This window comes from Bradyrhizobium sp. SZCCHNR1015 (assembly GCF_032489875.1).
Lineage (GTDB): Bacteria > Pseudomonadota > Alphaproteobacteria > Rhizobiales > Xanthobacteraceae > Bradyrhizobium.
Genome location: NZ_JAUEYW010000014.1, coordinates 147729 through 162497, shown reverse-complemented (window position 1 = coordinate 162497; position 14769 = coordinate 147729). Strand labels below are relative to the sequence as shown.

The 14769-nt window shown below is 66.3% G+C and carries 16 protein-coding genes; 9 read left to right on the top strand and 7 right to left on the bottom strand.

Features of this window, described 5'->3' with window-relative positions; genetic code table 11:
* Positions 1-189 precede the first annotated feature (189 nt).
* Together QX128_RS23920 and QX128_RS23915 are read left to right on the top strand one after the other, a co-directional pair.
* Complete coding sequence (locus QX128_RS23920; RefSeq protein WP_315804216.1) at positions 190-639, top strand: Hsp20 family protein; 450 nt, start codon at positions 190-192, stop codon at positions 637-639.
* Positions 640-729: 90 nt separating this feature from the next.
* Positions 730-1263 (top strand): hypothetical protein, encoded by a 534-nt coding sequence (locus QX128_RS23915; RefSeq protein ID WP_316182574.1) that lies wholly within the window; start codon positions 730-732, stop codon positions 1261-1263.
* 108 nt (positions 1264-1371) lie between these two features.
* Here the strand turns inward: QX128_RS23915 and QX128_RS23910 are convergent, their stop codons facing one another.
* Both QX128_RS23910 and QX128_RS23905 read right to left on the bottom strand, forming a co-directional pair.
* Complete coding sequence (locus QX128_RS23910) at positions 1372-2151, bottom strand: class II aldolase/adducin family protein (protein ID WP_315804214.1); 780 nt, start codon at positions 2149-2151, stop codon at positions 1372-1374.
* Between the two features lie 105 nt (positions 2152-2256).
* Entirely contained in the window at positions 2257-3909 is a 1653-nt protein-coding gene (locus QX128_RS23905) for a glycosyltransferase family 39 protein (protein ID WP_316182575.1), read from the bottom strand.
* A 441-nt stretch (positions 3910-4350) separates the two neighbouring features.
* Between QX128_RS23905 and QX128_RS23900 the strand changes: the two genes are divergently transcribed.
* Positions 4351-5271 carry a hypothetical protein gene (locus QX128_RS23900; protein ID WP_316182618.1) on the top strand — a complete coding sequence of 307 codons (921 nt, stop codon included), beginning with the start codon at positions 4351-4353 and terminating at the stop codon, positions 5269-5271.
* 230 nt (positions 5272-5501) lie between these two features.
* Positions 5502-5918, top strand: coding sequence for a MucR family transcriptional regulator (locus tag QX128_RS23895; protein ID WP_315716114.1), 417 nt, complete (start codon positions 5502-5504; stop codon positions 5916-5918).
* Between the two features lie 9 nt (positions 5919-5927).
* Here the strand turns inward: QX128_RS23895 and QX128_RS23890 are convergent, their stop codons facing one another.
* Both QX128_RS23890 and QX128_RS23885 read right to left on the bottom strand, forming a co-directional pair.
* Positions 5928-6353: a SufE family protein gene (locus QX128_RS23890; protein ID WP_315804212.1), complete on the bottom strand. Its 426-nt coding sequence runs from the start codon at positions 6351-6353 to the stop codon at positions 5928-5930.
* Between the two features lie 74 nt (positions 6354-6427).
* Positions 6428-6889, bottom strand: coding sequence for a DUF5330 domain-containing protein (locus tag QX128_RS23885; RefSeq protein ID WP_315804211.1), 462 nt, complete (start codon positions 6887-6889; stop codon positions 6428-6430).
* Positions 6890-7341: 452 nt separating this feature from the next.
* Here QX128_RS23885 and QX128_RS23880 point away from each other — a divergent pair, with 452 nt between their 5' ends.
* The 3 genes from QX128_RS23880 to QX128_RS23870 are packed head-to-tail and all read left to right on the top strand — an operon-like array spanning position 7342 to position 10190.
* Entirely contained in the window at positions 7342-9105 is a 1764-nt protein-coding gene (locus QX128_RS23880) for a PAS domain-containing sensor histidine kinase (RefSeq protein WP_316238689.1), read from the top strand.
* Positions 9098-9790 carry a peptidoglycan-binding domain-containing protein gene (locus QX128_RS23875; RefSeq protein WP_316238688.1) on the top strand — a complete coding sequence of 231 codons (693 nt, stop codon included), beginning with the start codon at positions 9098-9100 and terminating at the stop codon, positions 9788-9790. Before QX128_RS23880 ends, QX128_RS23875 begins: the two co-directional genes overlap by 8 nt.
* A 49-nt stretch (positions 9791-9839) precedes the next feature.
* Positions 9840-10190: a DUF1491 family protein gene (locus QX128_RS23870; protein ID WP_315804208.1), complete on the top strand. Its 351-nt coding sequence runs from the start codon at positions 9840-9842 to the stop codon at positions 10188-10190.
* Between the two features lie 31 nt (positions 10191-10221).
* On the opposite strand, the gene QX128_RS23865 is transcribed toward QX128_RS23870, so the two are convergent.
* Entirely contained in the window at positions 10222-11175 is a 954-nt protein-coding gene (locus QX128_RS23865; RefSeq protein WP_316238687.1) for a DUF2336 domain-containing protein, read from the bottom strand.
* Positions 11176-11573: 398 nt separating this feature from the next.
* Here QX128_RS23865 and QX128_RS23860 point away from each other — a divergent pair, with 398 nt between their 5' ends.
* Positions 11574-11762 (top strand): hypothetical protein, encoded by a 189-nt coding sequence (locus QX128_RS23860; RefSeq protein ID WP_315739858.1) that lies wholly within the window; start codon positions 11574-11576, stop codon positions 11760-11762.
* A 19-nt stretch (positions 11763-11781) separates the two neighbouring features.
* Positions 11782-12543, top strand: coding sequence for a hypothetical protein (locus QX128_RS23855; RefSeq protein ID WP_316238686.1), 762 nt, complete (start codon positions 11782-11784; stop codon positions 12541-12543).
* Between the two features lie 27 nt (positions 12544-12570).
* On the opposite strand, the gene QX128_RS23850 is transcribed toward QX128_RS23855, so the two are convergent.
* Together QX128_RS23850 and QX128_RS23845 are read right to left on the bottom strand one after the other, a co-directional pair.
* Positions 12571-14061: an acetyl-CoA hydrolase/transferase family protein gene (locus QX128_RS23850; protein WP_316238685.1), complete on the bottom strand. Its 1491-nt coding sequence runs from the start codon at positions 14059-14061 to the stop codon at positions 12571-12573.
* A 108-nt stretch (positions 14062-14169) separates the two neighbouring features.
* Entirely contained in the window at positions 14170-14673 is a 504-nt protein-coding gene (locus tag QX128_RS23845; RefSeq protein ID WP_316238684.1) for a CYTH domain-containing protein, read from the bottom strand.
* Between the last annotated feature and the right edge of the window lie 96 nt (positions 14674-14769).

Below are 14769 nucleotides of genomic sequence, written 5' to 3'. Positions count from 1 at the left end.
TCGTCTGCTGCCGCTTCGGCGGCGCCGGGTGCCATCAGGGCCCGGTCGAAATCTGGGCGCTGACCGGTTGTCTGGTACTCAGTAGTCTCTTGTACCAAGTCTCTTGGTACTCAGACATCTCCGGGACTTTGAAGTCCGCATCGGTTCGGCGCTCCTTCGTATCCATCTTGCTCTCAGGAGGACTTGGCTATGAGGACCTACGACTTCTCTCCGCTGTGGCGTTCGACCATCGGTTTCGACCGTCTGTTCGATCTGCTCGACGAGACCCAGCGCGCGGTCGAGGACAACTATCCCCCGTACAACATCGAGCGGCTCGGCGACGACCGCTACCAGATTTCGCTGGCGCTGGCGGGGTTCGCGCCGGACGAGCTGTCGATCACCGCCGAGCACAACGTGCTCACGGTGGAAGGACGCAAGGGCGACAAGGAGACCCGCGAATATCTCTATCAAGGCATCTCGTCGCGGCCGTTCAAGCGGCAGTTCAATCTCGCCGACTACGTGCAGGTGACCAACGCGGCGTTCGACAACGGCCTGCTGCGGATCGAGCTCGTGCGCGAGATCCCCGAGGCGATGAAGCCGCGCCGCATCGCCATCGGTACAGTGCCGGTCGAGAAGATCGCGCAGCAGAAGGCGGCCTGACGCCTTGTTCGAGTTGCGGCGCGGGCGGCGTGTCGCCCGCGCCCTTGCAGCATCTGTCTCTTGTGAAAGGAGTGGAAGAGGAGAGACGCCATGAGCGAGCACCGTTTTTCGATCACCGCGGGCAGAGCCGGATTCCATCCGGTCTCGCACTACGAGTCGCCGGCCGACCTGCTGAACGATCGCAAGCTGTCACTGGCCGAGAAGCGGCTGATCCTGTCGTCCTGGGCGTCAGACATGTATGCCGTCGAGTCGCAGCCGGGCCTGCGCAAGATTCCGGGCATCTCCAGGCCGCTGCATCTGGCCGATGTGCTCGGCGCGCTGCGTCAGCTCGACCGCGAGGATCAGCCGCCGCGCCCGCGCGGCGGGGCGGCCATGCGCATCGTTCCGCGCGTCGATGTCGAGGCCGATGGCGCTGCGATGGACAGCACCGCTAGCGGCAGGATGCGGCCCGCCGCCCGCCTGCGGTTCTCGCGCGAGGCCAATGTGCGGCGCTATCGCAAGCTGCTTGCCACCCGCCTTGCCGAGCACGAGCGGCGCTTCGTCGAGCGCCGGCTGGCCGAGGAGCTGCAACAAGTGCACGGCCCGGCCGAGCGGCATGGCTCGGCTCGGGCCGGGTGCTGCTGACGAGGGACATCGCCGGACGAATGAAAACGCCGCCCGGAATTGGGCGGCGTTTGACTCCGAAAAGCGTAGAGGGTGATGAACCCAGGCTAGCCGATCATCGGCGAAAAATCAATTCCGGTAGCCCGGGTTGACGCGATCGAGCCGGCGCAGCAGCGGCGGCCACACCAACTGATTGGAGCGCAGCTCGACGCGATCCTCATTGTCGAACAGCTTCGCGTTCTTGTCGATGACCTCGTCGCGCACCGGATAGGCCGAGGGACCGAGCGTGCGGGTGCGCACCTGGATCGAGCAGGCGCGCTCCAGATGATACATGCGCTCGAAGGCGGAGGCGACGGAGCGGCCGACCGTCAGCGTGCCGTGATTGCGCAGCAGCATGTGGTTCTTGCTGCCGAGGTCGTGCTGCAGCCGCGGCCGCTCGTCATGGTCCAGCGCCACGCCTTCATAGTCGTGATAGGCGAGGTCGTGGGTCACGTATTGCGCGATCTGGTTCAGCGGCAGCAGGCCGTCGGCGCAGCTCGACACGGCGACGCCGTCCAGCGTGTGCAGATGGATGACGCAGCCGGCATCCTCGCGCACCTCGTGGATCGCGGAATGGATGGTGAACCCGGCGGGATTGATGCTGTACTCGCTCTCGGACAACTGATTGCCGTAGAGGTCGACCTTGATCAGGCTGGAGGCGGTGATCTCTTCGAACAGCAGGCCGTAGGGGTTGATCAGGAAGTGATGCTCGGGGCCGGGCACGCGGGCGGAGATGTGAGTGTCCACCAGGTCGTCCCAGCCGAACAGCGCCACCAGCCGGTAGGCGGCGGCGAGATTGACCCGCTGTGACCATTCGGCCTCGGTCATGTTCGACGGCACTTCCTTGAGGCGCGCTTCGGCTGGCGACATGGCATTCTCCGATTTCCAAGAGTTGATCGGAGCCTAGGCGGCACGCCGCCGCGCGACAAGACGCGGGGCCGGGGAGCAGTCATGCCGTTCGGCTGAGCAGGCCGCTCAGGGCGCCGGGATCGACAGCAGGCTGGAGATGCTGCGGCCGCGGATGTCGTAGACCCGGGCAAACACGACGTCATCGCGCTTGATCTCGACCATGACCGGGGCCGTCAGTCCCTTGCAGTAGAACTCGCCGAGCGTCATGGCGAAGTCGGCCGCATGGCTGTCCCAGCCGATGGTGAAATCGGGGCCGAGCGCGACCTGGGCGGGGCGCTGCGGGCCGCAGACCGCGACCTTCCATTTGTGCCCGATCGGCGGCACCTCCTGGCGCTCGTCGAGCTGTTCCTTCAGCCCGTCGGAGGCCTGCTTCAGCGCCAGCCCCCAATAGTCGAGCATGAAGCGGGTGTCGGCCTCGCGCACGGTGCCGGCGATGAAGTTGAAGTGGGTGTACTGATAGGGATGCAGCCGGATCATCTCCGCCAGCGGCAGCAGCAGGCCGAAGCAGAACGCGGCGATCGCCACCGGCTGCCAGCTCCGGCGCTCGTCGGCGTTGAGCCACGACAGAAGCCAGGAGAAGGCGATGCCGCCGAGCAGCGCCATCGGCGGGATCACGAACACGAAATGGCGGATGCCGTTGTAGAGCGCCGGGCGTTTGACGATCGCGATCAGGATCGGCAGCGTCGCCGCTAGGGTCAGCATCAACAGGATGCTCTTCTGGCGCGCCGGCATGTCGGGCCGCGACAGCGACATGATCGAGGCGACGACGCCGGCGACGAACAGCGCGATCATCAGTTCGGGCAGTTGCAGCGCGAACAGCGTCGGCAGATACGACCAGGGCATGTCGGGCACCGAGACCAGCGCCCCGTCGAACATCTCCTTCCACGGCTTCTCGAAGAAATGCGAGAAGTAGGTCAGGGCCCGGAACGGGTTGGCCGGTTCGATGATCGACCACGGCCAGATCAACCCCATGATCAGGTAGCCCAGGATCAGGCCGGGGATCAGCACGTAGAGCACGTGGGCGAAGCGGCGGATCGCCTCGCGGGGCCCTTGCGTGCGGTACTCCTCCATGAACAGCGGCATGAAGCCGACCATGGCGTAGACCACGGCCATGCCGCCGAGGATCCGCGAGCCGATCGAGAAGCCGGCGCCGAGGCCGATGATCAGGATGGTGCGTGGCGAGGGGTAGGGATACTCCTCGGCAAGGCGCACGAGGCCCATCAGCAGCACCACCATGGCGACCGCGAAGGGCGCGTCCTTCGGGTTCATGAACATGTGGCCGTAGAAGATCGGGCAGAGCGCCAGCAGCAGCAGCGCGGCGAGGCCGGCCACGGGGCCGCCGATGCGGCGCGCCAGGCGCCAGGTCACGCCGAGGCCAATCAGCCCGACGATGGCCCCGACCAGCCGGCGGGTCTCGAACAATTCCAGCGGCATGATCTTGTGCAGCAGGGCTGCAACCATGTCGAAGCCGCCACCGTACATATAGAGGTTGGCGAACGACAGCGCCGCCTGGTCCCTGAAACCGGAGCCGTACATGCGCAGCAACAGATCGGCATATTCGGCATGGGTGTAATCGTCCCAGCCGAGGCCGTAATCCCGGAACGTCAGTCCGGCCACCACCGCGACTGCGGCGAGCACGAACACGGCGAGATCGTCATACGTCCGCTCGAGGGACCGCCGCGTCGGCGTCTCGAGGACCGAAGTGGTTATCGTTGTCATGGCTGAGTGTGACCCGGCGTCCCCTGGCGACCCCGCTTCCGCGTTTCAGGCTTGTGTTCCCCGCCTGCGTATAGCGCGTCCCGTGTTCGGAGGTGTCGAAAATATGGGAGGCACGCCTTGTCGCAGCGCAGCGGGGACCCGAATTTCGGCTGCTAAGCGCCATATTGGCACAGCCAAATGAACGCCCGCTGAACCAGAAGGACCGGGAGAACCCGAGAGGAACCTCCAGGAATTCCGAGGGTTGGCTGAACCGTATTGTGGCGGCATCGTGGCGGGCGGCGCAGGTCGGATACGAACTTCGGCGGTCTTGGACGAACTTCCGCTGCAAATCGTCGCGGATTTGGACTAGAAACCGGATTCAAGGACGCGCGCAACCGCAGCTATCTAATGTGATTTCGGTCGGGACACCGCCCGGAACCGGCGCATTAGGGGATGAGTTCGATGATGAGTGCAATGTTGGCCGCCGGGGCCCTCGCCATCTTGGCCGGGCTCGGGGCGATCGCCTGGGGAATTCCGGTCAAGGAGTTCAGCGTCGGTAATACGCTGATCCTGTCGGGGACCCTTGGCGTGTGCAGCGGGCTGATCCTGTTCGGACTTGCGGCCGTCCTCAACGAGCTGAAGGTGATTTCGAGCCGGCTGAGGTCGCGTTCGGGCGCCGAGTCCGATGCCAGGCCCCTGCAGCTCCCACCTGCCGCCGGGACGACCGACTTCGAGACCGCCCCGGTGCCGCCGACAGAAGATGTCTGGCGCGAAGGCGGTTCGCCGCGTCCGCGTCCCCGCATGCCGGACCTGTCGGCCCCCTTGTCCTCGGGGCTGTCGTCGTCCTCACCGCTGTCCTCGTCTCCCTTGTCAAGCTCGCTGCGCGCCTCCGAGTCCTTGCGGGATCCCGCCGAGTCGCCGTCCGAACCCGCCGAGCGGCCCAAGCGCAATCTGCTGTTTGCGTCGTCGCGCCGGGAGCGGGAACGCGCGGAGAAGCGCGGCGCCGAGCCGCTGCCGACGGATTTCCGGTCACCGCCCCTCAGCGCCCCGCCGCCCGTGCCGCTGGACGAACCTGCCGCGACCGAGCCGGGCGCGTCGGACGGCTGGTCGCGACCGGAGCGGACGCCGGAGCCTCTGCGCCCGCCGTTCCCGCGGCGCCTGGCGCGGGCCGCCCCGGCCTTCGTCGATCCCGAGCCAACCCCGCCGCCGCCTGAGCCGAAGGATCTGGACGCGCCGGCCGTCAGCATCGTCAAGTCGGGCGTGGTGGATGGGATGGCCTATTCGCTCTATTCCGACGGCTCGATCGAGGCGCAGATGCCCGAAGGGATGATGCGCTTTGCGTCGATCGACGAGCTGCGCGCCCATCTCGAAGGCCGGACCTGAGGCAGCGGGATCACACGGTCAGGTTGAACCCGGCTGGCATACGGTACACACTTACTTGGCGGGTGACAGACTTCTCAAGAAGAAGTCCTCACTATCTTGTCATTTTGCCAGTCATTTGCCCATATTGCTTGCAGAATCGCGAGACAACGCTGCCACTCGGCGCGAGTGATACTTGCGATCGAGGGATACTTGCGATCGACGGTCACAGGGCGGAGCGGGATGAGGGGTCAATGACCGAAGCGGTCGGCAAGAGCTTTATCGATCTGACGGCCGACATCGTGTCGGCCTATCTCAGCAACAACCCGACCCCGGCGGCGGAGATTCCCTCTCTGATCAGCCAGGTGCATGCGGCGCTGACGCGGGTCGCAGCGGGACGAAGCGAGCCCGCGCCGGAGCCGGCGCGGCCCGCGGTCCCAGTGAAGAAATCGATCCATCCGGACTATCTGGTCTGCCTCGAGGACGGCAAGCGCTTCAAGTCGCTGCGGCGGCATCTGCGCACGCAGTACAACATGACGCCGGAACAATACCGCGACAAATGGAACCTGCCGCCGGACTATCCGATGGTGGCGCCGAACTACGCGGTCACCCGCTCGCAGCTTGCCAAGAAGATGGGCCTGGGCCAGCAGCGGCCCGAGCGGGAAAAGTAGCCGAGCCGATCAGGACGCCGCGGCGAGCGCCTCGCGGGCGTCGGCGCGGATGCGCTCGACCATCGAGCGCAGGCCGTTGGAGCGCTGCGGCGTCAGATGCTCGCGGAACCCGAGCTCGTCGAACACCGCGGGCGCATCGATGGTCATGATCTCCTGCGGCGTCCGCCCCGAATACAGCGTCAGCAGAATTGCGATCAGGCCGCGAACGATATGGGCGTCGCTGTCGCCGAGATAGTTCAGGACCGGCACGGCGCTGCTGTGATCGACGTGCTTGGACAGCCAGACCTGGCTGGCGCAGCCCTGCACCTTGTTCGCGGCGGAGTGCTCGTCCTCCGGCATCGGGGCCAGGGTGCGGCCGAGCTCGATCACGTAGCGGTAGCGGTCGTCCCAGTCGTCGAGCAGGGCGAAATTGTCGCGGATGTCGTCGATCGTCATGATGCTCTTCGGTCCCGATGTCGGCTTTCATATAGGCGTTCGGGACGACGAAAGCGACAGTCGGTTCCGCCGGTTCAGGGCGTCGGCGGCAGATGCCATTCGACGGCGAGATCGTCGGTCGAGAGCGTATCGGCCGGCGCGTCGCCCGGCGGAATCTCCTCGAGCACGGGGGCGTCGATCGAGCCGGTGTGATCGTTGCCGCGCTTGTCGAGACTGGCCGGCTTCACCGGGCCGATGAACTTGTCGGCGCCGGCGGGCTTCTCCGCGCCTTCGGCCTTGTCGGTGATGATCTGGTAGATCTTGCGCGCGCCTTCCTGGGCGCGGTGGCCGATCACGGTCGCGGCCTGGCCGCCGACCTCGCAGGCCTGCGGCTGGCGCTTGCAGAACTGGCTCATGTCGGAGACGGCCGCGGTCGCGGCCTGCACGGCTTCGTGCGCATTGATCTGCGGCAGCTTGTCGGCGTCCGGGCTCTTCTCGCGCGGCAGCAGCACCAGCACGAGTCCGAGCCAGAATGCCATCCGAAGCAGAAAGAACATCACGCAACCCCGACCGTGCTGCTGATCTCGCGTGCTCAAATCGCGCAACGGGATCGCAGCTGATTGTTCTATGTCGCGACTGCTTGCATTGGGCTTAATTGGTTGAGATTTCGCGAAGCCGGGCGCTGGATTTATTTCGGAGTCAATTTTTCATTGGCGCCGGGCGCCCGCGCCGTGCAACCGGCTGTAGATCGCGCCGCTTTCGCAACCGCAGGCCCGGCCGGAAACGATGCATTCACCATCCCGGCCGAATGGCGGGCTCACCGCAGTCTGGACCTTAGCGTTCGCTTAATGCGAGTCTGACACGGTGACTTCCGACGACAGGGGGCGTCCCGGCGCGTTCTCTTTGTGAGAACCACCGATTAGGCCGAGGCGCGAGAGCCGTGAGTGTGTTGAGTATCATCCGCGATTGTCTCGATGCGTTATTGCATCCATCGGCTCGAACTGATGCGATGACGCGCGCGCGTCATCGCGCCTTCATCGCGCCGCGCCTGCTGGGCAGCCTCGCCGCCTTCGCCGTGTTTCCCGCCTATCTCGCGCTACGCGGTGCGCCGAGCGCGCTCGAGGTCGGCGCGCTGTCCTGGCTGATCGCGCCCATTCTGCTGTCCTGGTATCTGTCACGCACCGGCCGCTACGAGAGCGCCTGCGCGCTGTCGTCGATGGCGCTGTCGGCGCTGATCATGGCGGTGTCGATCGAGACCGGCGGCATCGAATCCTTTGCCGCGGTGTGGCTGATCGTCGTACCCCTGGAAGCCTCGTTCTCGGCCTCGCGCCGCGTCGTCGTGTTCTCCGCTGGGCTCGCACTGTGCTGCGCGCTGCTGCTCATCCTCATCGGTCATTTCGGGTGGCTGCCGAAGCCCGAGATCAACCCCGCCCTGCGCACCGGGCTGCTCGCGTTCGGCGTCGCCTCGGCCACGCTCTATGCGGCCGTGCTCGCCTTTGCCGCCGACACGCTCGCGCGCACCGGCGTGACGCTGCTGTCGATGGAGGAGGAGCGTTATCGCCTGCTCGCACGTAATATGAGCGACGTGATCTCCCGTCACCGTCGCAACGGCGCGGTCATGTTCATCTCGCCGGCGGCCGAGACGCTGCTCGGCGCGCCGGTCGCGCAGTTGCACGGCCACGGCCTGTTCGAACGGGTCCATGTCGCCGACCGGCCGGCCTACCTCACGGCGCTGTCGGAAGCGGCGGGCGGCAGCGAAGCCTCGAGCGTCGAGTTCCGCCTGCGCCGCGATGCGCCGGGCGAGGGCCGCGGCTTTCATCATCCGGTCGATTTCATCTGGGTCGAGATGCGTTGCCGCCCGCTCGACCGCATCGGCGTGATGCCGGGCGGGTCGGAGCAGGAGGTGGTCGCGGTCATGCGCGACGTCACCGACCGCAAGCTGCAGGAGCAGGCGCTCGAATTGGCGCGCAGCGCCGCCGAGCGCGCCGACGCCGCGAAGACGCGATTCCTCGCCACCATGAGCCACGAGCTGCGCACGCCCTTGAACGCCATCATCGGCTTCTCCGAGATGCTGATGCAGGAGCAGGTGCTGGTGCTGAATGCGGCGCGGCGACGCGAATACGCGCAACTGATCAACGATTCCGGCCAGCATCTGCTGTCGGTCGTGAACGGCATCCTCGACATGTCGAAGATGGAGTCCGGCAATTTCGAGCTGACGCCGGAGCCGTTTGCGCCGCGCGCTGCGCTGATCAATTGCTGCAACCTGCTGGCGCTGCGGGCGCGCGAGAACGGTGTCGATCTGTCGGCCGACGTGCCGCAGGACCTGCCGATGGTCACCGGTGATCCGCGCGCCTTCAAGCAGATCGTGCTCAACCTCGTCTCCAATGCCATCAAGTTCACCGAGCGCGGCGGCCGTGTCACGGTCTCTGCCGGCGTCGACGGCGCGCGCCTGCTGCTGCGAATCACCGACACCGGCGTCGGCATCGCCGCCGATGATCTCAAGCGCATCGGCGATCCGTTCTTTCAGGCCGGCAAGACCTACCAGCGGCGCCACGAGGGAACCGGGCTCGGGCTGTCGATCGTCAAGAGCCTCGTGAACTTGCACGGCGGCGAAATGTCGATAGAAAGCAAGATCGACGAGGGGACCACGGTCACGATCGCGCTGCCGATCAACTTCGTGGCCGAGGCCGCCGCCGGCGCCACCGTCACGCCGCTGTCACCCTCGCGCTCCGCCCAGCCAGGGCAGGTCATGCAGGTGAAGAAGAGTGCCTAGACGAGCTGCAGAGGATGATCCGGCGCCGCCGCGCCGTCGCAAGCGCGCCGCTGCGGTTGCGGCCGTCGTCGACGTGGCGGAGGAGCGCGGCTGGCTGCTGCGGGCCATGCTCTACAGCCCGAAGGATCTGTTTGCGGGCCTGCTGGCCTGTGCGGCTGCCAGCGCCATCATCATCAATGCCGTGTTCCTGCAATCGGGACCGCATCCGGCGCCGATGTTCGGATCGATCGTCACCATTCCGCCCAATCTGACGAGCTCCAATCCGCTGCCGCGGCCCCGGCCGATGGACATCTCGCCGCTCGATCCGAAGGTGATCGAGACGCGGCCCGCTGAAACCAGGGCGGCGGAGCAGAGGGCGGTCGAGCAGCGCGCGACCGAGGCGCGTCCGGATCAGAAATATGCCGATCCCCTGGCCGATCTCGTCCGCTCGGTCAGCGGCGGGCAGGGCAATTTGCCGCGTCCGCAGCCGACGCAGCAGGGCGGCAGTGTTCGCCGTGTGGCTGCGGTCCAGCGTGCGCTGACCGAATATGGCTATGGCCAGTTGAAGCCGACCGGGATGGTCGGCTCCGACACCCAGGCCGCGATCCAGAAGTTCGAGCGTGAGCGCAAGCTGCCGGTGACCGGCCAGGTTTCGGACCGCCTGGTGCGCGAGCTTGCGATTGTCATCGGTCACCCGATCGAATAGAGCAGGGCGGCTGCGACGTGCAGCGCGCTTGCTCCTGCATCGAACCATCATGCGATTGAAGACCAGCATCTGGGTGAGCGCCTATCTGCGGCGCTGCCAGTCGGCCGGCGCGTTCAGCGCGATCCGCCACCGCGGCGCCGAGGAGGCCGGTGCGGTGTTCGTCAAGGTCGCGCTGATGGACGGCACGGCGCAGCTCTATGTCCCCGCGCCGCAGACCGTCTATGACGACAGCCGGCCGATCGACCGCTTCTTCGTACCGGTATCGCCGCAGCCGATCGCGGAAGCGCAGGTCGAGGAGCGTCTCGTCAAGGAGCTGCGCTTCGATCCCGACGCCTGGATCATCGAGACCGAGGACAGGCAGGGCCGTCATTTCCTCGATCTCGTGCGCGAGCGTCCCTGATCATCCTCCGATCCGCGACGGTGATCGCGCGTCAGCGCTTGAAGCCGTCGGTGCCCGTGCGCACGATCGGTCGCGTCGCTGTGCCGGGCCGCGCTCCGCCTGCGCGGACAGACTGGCGCTCGTCGTCGTACAGCATCGTGCGATGTTTGGCCCTGATCGCCGCCATGCCCGAGCCGCGCCAGGCCGCCAGCATGATCAGCGCCGCGCGCTCGCTGAGGCGCTCGTAGAAGCGTGACAGCCGAAACACGGTCTGGACGGACTGGCCCATCTCCGGCTTGAGGAACAGCAGCACGCGCTCGAACACCGGCGCTGGCATGCCGAGCGCCTTTGCGGCACAGGCCAGCGGCTCGCCATGGGGATCGTTGACCACCTCGAGGGTCATGCGTGAGGGCAGGATCAGGCTCTCGCCGAGCTCGATCGTGAACGTCTCGACGTCGGCGTTGAAGGCGGCCATCTCCAGTGCCTCGATCGCATGCACCGCGCGGTGCAACGGCGTCGGCGCGGCGGGCCTCAGCGGCGTGGTGGCGAGGTTCTGCAGGATGGCGATGCGTTCGTGCGAGGCGGCGCGCATGAACATCTCGCTCAGCTCGGCGGCATCCTTCGGCTGCATCGACAGTCCGGACGATGTGTCGTCGCGCGGCGGCATCGGAGACGAGGGGCGAAGCGATGCGGGAATGGGGCCGGCGAGCGGCGGCGCCGGCTCGCTCTGCGCCGGGCGCAAGCCCAGCTTGTTCAGGATCTCGATCGGCGTCGCCGGATAGATCGCCAGCCGCGCACGCACCGCCGCACGGGTCGCATCGTCGACGTCGTCGACCAGACGGGAAGCCAATTCGACGAACTGCCGCTCCTCGTCAGCGGAATGCGCGCTCGCCTGGACATAGAGGTCGGTCAGCACGCGCAGCAGAGTGGGCTTGATGTCGACGCCCTCGCGGCGCGAGAGCGTGAGCAACCCGTCGAAGCCGGGGAACAGCGATGATCTTGTCATGTCGGGGTACGCAACTTCGGCAATCGTTGCGCCGATTAGAGCGGAGTTGTTTTAATGCGGCGTTAAGGAAAACAATCGGTGAAGATGGGTCGAAATGACCTGGTGAGACAAAGGCGCAACGCCGGCTTGCCTTCTCTCCCGCCGGTGCACGCGATCCGTGTCGGGCGGCCCGCGCATTAATATCCTCTTAACCACGTCCTGATCTTAATCGATCCGTTCGATGATCTCGCCTTGGCCGCGTCTCGCGCCCAGCCTGATCTTCGCCGGGCCGAATGCCAAAGTGCAGCGTCATGCGCCGGCATTCGTGATCGTCAGTTCTGCGTGCCCTCTTGCCTGCGAAGTTCGGGCGACGGGGAGTTTTCAGGGGGTAAGAACTTCGGGCACGAAAGAGAGTGGACATGGCGACCATCATTGAATTCCCGGCGGACGTTGCGCGTCGCGCGCGGCCTGCCGTGACCGGCGCGCCGCAGGAGGGCATGGGAACGATCCTGATTCTTCCCGTCGTTCGGATCGAGCGCGAGACCACGACCGACGATCGCGGGCCCCGCGAGGGCACAGCGCCAAGCCGCCGCCGCCGTCGCCGCTGACAGGTCGGGGGACATGGGAATGCCGGCCATCGTCAATCCGGTCCGGCGCGCGCTGCCGGTCCTCGCGCTCGTCCTCGTCGGCGGCCTGCTCGGCGCCTGCAGCGGCGGCGATTTTGGCCGCACCCGCGCCGACATGCGCAATGACGACATGCACAAATGGATCGGCGCGGAAGCCACCGCCAGCGTCGGTGTCATGCCATCGCAGTTCCAGCTCACAGACAATGAGCGCCAGCTGCGCGATCTCGCTTATCCGCTGATCGAGCCGCCGCATTCGCGCCCCGCCTGGAAGAGCGTGTTCGGCGACTATCAGCCGTCGGCCTCGCCCTGGCGCCAGAAGGTCGTGTTCGACCGCACCGCCTATGGCCGCGCCTTGATCGACGAGCCGCACCGCTCGCACGCCTCGCGCTACACCCAACTGATCGACGACGTGCGCGACGACATCACCCGCTTCGAGCCGTTCTTCGCCTCGGCGATCCGCGTCATCGATCTCGACCGCAAGCGCGATGCCAGCATGAAATACATGACCGAGCTCTCGCCGCGCGAGAAGGCCGACGCGGTCGCGCGCATGCAGGAGAACTCGCTGATCGTACAGTGGGTGCAGATCAGCCTGGAGCAGCGCGTCTCGTCCTATCGCTGGGCGCTGGAGCGCCTGGTGCTGCAGGCGCCCGACGGCATGGCCGCCGAGGCCGATCGCCTGATCCATGAACTGGCAGCCCAGACCGCCAATCCGCCGGTCGCGGCGCGGCCCCTGATCGAACGGCCGCTGACGACGCGGGGCTAGCCCGCACGCGGTCGCACGCCGCTTCGCTCAGTCCGGCCTGAGCAGGCGGAAGGCCTCCTCGAGCAGATGCGGCGTGTGCTTGCCGGTCGAATCGCGGCAGGCGCGTTCGAAATAATCCGCCAGCGCCGGCCGGAATTTCGGATGCGCCGCCTGGTCGATGATGGTGCGGGCGCGCTGTTTCGGCGACAGGCCGCGCAGATCGGCGAGGCCTCGCTCGGTCACGAGGACCTGCACGTCGTGCTCGGTGTGGTCGACATGGGTGACCATCGGCACGATGCAGGAGATCGTGCCGTTCTTGGCGGTCGAGGGCGTCATGAAGATCGACAGATAGGCGTTGCGGGCGAAGTCGCCGGAGCCGCCGATGCCGTTCATGATGCTGCTGCCGCGCACATGGGTCGAATTGACGTTGCCGTAAATGTCCGCCTCGATCATGCCGTTCATCGCGATGACGCCGAGCCGGCGGATCACTTCGGGATGGTTGGAGATCTCCTGCGGCCGCAGCACGATGCGGTCGCGCAGGAACTCGATTTCGCGGTTGAATTCGACCGCAGCCTCCGAGCTCAGCGACAATGCCGTCGCGGAGGCGAGATCCATCCGCCCGGAGCGGATCAGGTTCAGCATGCCGTCCTGCAGCACCTCGGTATAGGCGGTCAGATGCGGGAAGGGGCCGTCATCGAGCCCGGCCATCACGGCGTTCGCGACATTGCCGACGCCGGATTGCAGCGGCAGCAGGTTGCGCGGCAGGCGGCCCTGCTTCACCTCGTGTTCGAAGAACTCCAGGATGTGGCCGGCAATCGCACCCGAGTTATCGTCGGGCGCGGCGAAGCTGGTGTTGCGGTCGGGCGCATGGGTCTCGACGACCGCGATGACCTTGTCCGGATTGCAGCGATAGGTGGTCTCGCCGATGCGGTCGCCGGGCGCCACGATCGGGATCGGCTTGCGATGCGGTGGCAGGCGGGTGCCGTAGTAGACGTCGTGCATGCCGAGCAGCGCCGGATTCATCCACGAATTGACCTCGATGATGACGCGGTCAGCCAGATCGAGCCAGGTCTTGTTGTTGCCGATCGAGGTCGAGGGGATCAGCCGCCCGTCGGGCAGGATGCCGGCGCATTCGATCACGGCGACGTCGAGATGGCCGAGAAAACCGAACCACACGAACTGTGCGACATGGCTGAGATGCAGATCGATATAGTCGATGCTGCCGGCGTTGATGCGCTGTCGTGTCGCCGGATCGGACTGATAGGGCAGGCGCAGGTCGATGCCATCAGCCCGGGCGAGCGCGCCGTCGAGCTCGGGCGCGGTGCTCGCCCCGGTCCACACGCCGACGCGGAACGGCTCGCCGCGCGCATGCGCGGCCTCGATCCGGCGCGCCAGCGCGAGCGGCACCGCTTTCGGATAGCCCGACCCGGTGAAACCGCTCATGCCGATATGGTTGCCGGGCTCGACCAGCGCGGCAGCCTCGTCGGCCGACATGATCTTGGCGCGCAGCGCCTGTGACATCACCTGCGATGAACTCATCGTGCAAACTCCATGCGCGATCGTTCGGACCGCCAAGTCCGCGCTGTTTAAGGTGTGCCCTCGACGGGTGATTTGACAGGGGTCAAGCCGCAACGGACCGTGCGTGCATCACAGCCCTGCAAGGCGCGCGCGCCGCAGTTCCCGGACTTTCGCCGCCCGCGAGCGCTCCGTCAGCATGTTGGCCTTGCTGTAGCGCGGGTCGCCGGTGACCTCGTCGCCGACCCAGTCCGGAAGGGTCACGACGGTCGTTTCGGTCGGCAGCTCGATCTCGGCGATGACGACGCCTTCGAGCGGGTCGTGGTAGACGTCGATCTCCCAGACGCCGGCTTCGGCCGGCACATAGTGACGCGTCTTCTCGAGGATGCGTCCGTCGCAATGCGCGAACAGCACCGCGGCGTGGTCCGCGGGAATATCGTACTCGAATTCATCCCGGGCCAGACCTCGGCGGCCGCTCTTCACGCACAGCGTCGTCCGGTTGCCATAGCAGCGAACGCGGACCTTGAGGCCGTCCTGACGTGCGACGAGGCCGTCGCGAAGGCGTTCACTGTGCGTCGCCTGATCCCGCCAAGCATCGGACTTGACGAGAAACTTCCGTTCGATTTCGAGAGGCATGACCTGATGTTGAGCGAAGCGCCGTCGTCCTGATACGTCATAGCAGCGGCGCGCGACGACGACTATGCCACCAAGGATGAAGAGAGCGTTGTCGAA

What these genes read in the sequence shown, in the direction of transcription:
- QX128_RS23895 (WP_315716114.1), top strand. Translation starts at nt 5,502, where the DNA reads ATGACCGAAGCGGTCGGCAAGAGCTTTATCGATCTGACGGCCGACATC.
- QX128_RS23870 (WP_315804208.1), top strand. Translation starts at nt 9,840, where the DNA reads ATGCGATTGAAGACCAGCATCTGGGTGAGCGCCTATCTGCGGCGCTGC.
- QX128_RS23910 (WP_315804214.1), bottom strand. Translation starts at nt 2,151, where the DNA reads ATGTCGCCAGCCGAAGCGCGCCTCAAGGAAGTGCCGTCGAACATGACC.
- QX128_RS23850 (WP_316238685.1), bottom strand. Translation starts at nt 14,061, where the DNA reads ATGAGTTCATCGCAGGTGATGTCACAGGCGCTGCGCGCCAAGATCATG.
- QX128_RS23855 (WP_316238686.1), top strand. Translation starts at nt 11,782, where the DNA reads ATGCCGGCCATCGTCAATCCGGTCCGGCGCGCGCTGCCGGTCCTCGCG.
- QX128_RS23900 (WP_316182618.1), top strand. Translation starts at nt 4,351, where the DNA reads ATGATGAGTGCAATGTTGGCCGCCGGGGCCCTCGCCATCTTGGCCGGG.
- QX128_RS23880 (WP_316238689.1), top strand. Translation starts at nt 7,342, where the DNA reads ATGACGCGCGCGCGTCATCGCGCCTTCATCGCGCCGCGCCTGCTGGGC.
- QX128_RS23845 (WP_316238684.1), bottom strand. Translation starts at nt 14,673, where the DNA reads ATGCCTCTCGAAATCGAACGGAAGTTTCTCGTCAAGTCCGATGCTTGG.
- QX128_RS23915 (WP_316182574.1), top strand. Translation starts at nt 730, where the DNA reads ATGAGCGAGCACCGTTTTTCGATCACCGCGGGCAGAGCCGGATTCCAT.
- QX128_RS23890 (WP_315804212.1), bottom strand. Translation starts at nt 6,353, where the DNA reads ATGACGATCGACGACATCCGCGACAATTTCGCCCTGCTCGACGACTGG.
- QX128_RS23885 (WP_315804211.1), bottom strand. Translation starts at nt 6,889, where the DNA reads ATGTTCTTTCTGCTTCGGATGGCATTCTGGCTCGGACTCGTGCTGGTG.
- QX128_RS23865 (WP_316238687.1), bottom strand. Translation starts at nt 11,175, where the DNA reads ATGACAAGATCATCGCTGTTCCCCGGCTTCGACGGGTTGCTCACGCTC.
- QX128_RS23860 (WP_315739858.1), top strand. Translation starts at nt 11,574, where the DNA reads ATGGCGACCATCATTGAATTCCCGGCGGACGTTGCGCGTCGCGCGCGG.
- QX128_RS23920 (WP_315804216.1), top strand. Translation starts at nt 190, where the DNA reads ATGAGGACCTACGACTTCTCTCCGCTGTGGCGTTCGACCATCGGTTTC.
- QX128_RS23905 (WP_316182575.1), bottom strand. Translation starts at nt 3,909, where the DNA reads ATGACAACGATAACCACTTCGGTCCTCGAGACGCCGACGCGGCGGTCC.